At 63.0% G+C, this 689-nt stretch carries 1 protein-coding gene; it reads left to right on the top strand.

Annotation, left to right across the window (positions count from 1 at the left end; all coding sequences use genetic code 11):
• A partial coding sequence (locus tag NKJ26_RS33470; protein ID WP_352700128.1) for a KUP/HAK/KT family potassium transporter occupies window positions 1-689 on the top strand: 689 nt, incomplete at both ends.

The following is a 689-nucleotide window of genomic DNA, read 5'->3' as shown; positions in this document are numbered from 1 at the left end:
CGCGGCGATATCCTCGGCGTGCTGTCGCTGATCATCTGGTCGCTGACTATCATCGTCACCATCAAGTACATCATGTTCGTGCTGCGCGCCGATAACGGCGGCGAGGGCGGCGTGCTGTCGCTGATGGCGCTGGCGCGCGGCAGTTTCCCCAAGCGCTCGGCGCTGATGCTCGGCATCGGCATCGTCGGGGCATCGCTTTTCTTCGGTGATGCCGTCATCACACCGGCGATATCGGTGCTGTCGGCGGTTGAGGGCATGAATGTCGTCACGCCGACCTTCCAGCCCTATGTCGTGCCGCTGACACTGGTCATTCTTGCCATGGTGTTTGCGGTGCAGCGCTTCGGCACGGGCGGGGTAGGATTGGTGTTCGGCCCGGTGACGGCGGTGTGGTTCCTGGCAATTGGCCTTTCCGGTCTCAACCACATCATCGCCGATCCAGAAATCCTGTGGGCGGTGAGCCCGCACTACATCGTCGCCTTCCTGATCAATTCGCCCGACGTCGCTTTCGTGACCATCGGCGCCATCTTCCTCGCCGTCACCGGCGCCGAAGCACTCTATGCCGATCTCGGCCATTTCGGCCGCAAGCCGATCGTGCTGGCCTGGCTGGCGATCGTGTTTCCCTGCCTGCTGCTCAATTATGCCGGGCAAGGCGCCTTCGTGCTGGCCAAGAACGGCGTCGTCGGCCATCC

This window comes from Mesorhizobium sp. M0152, assembly GCF_040322415.1.
Lineage (GTDB): Bacteria > Pseudomonadota > Alphaproteobacteria > Rhizobiales > Rhizobiaceae > Mesorhizobium.
Note: the sequence above shows the minus strand (reverse complement) of the source record. Positions and strands in the feature narration are given on the sequence as shown.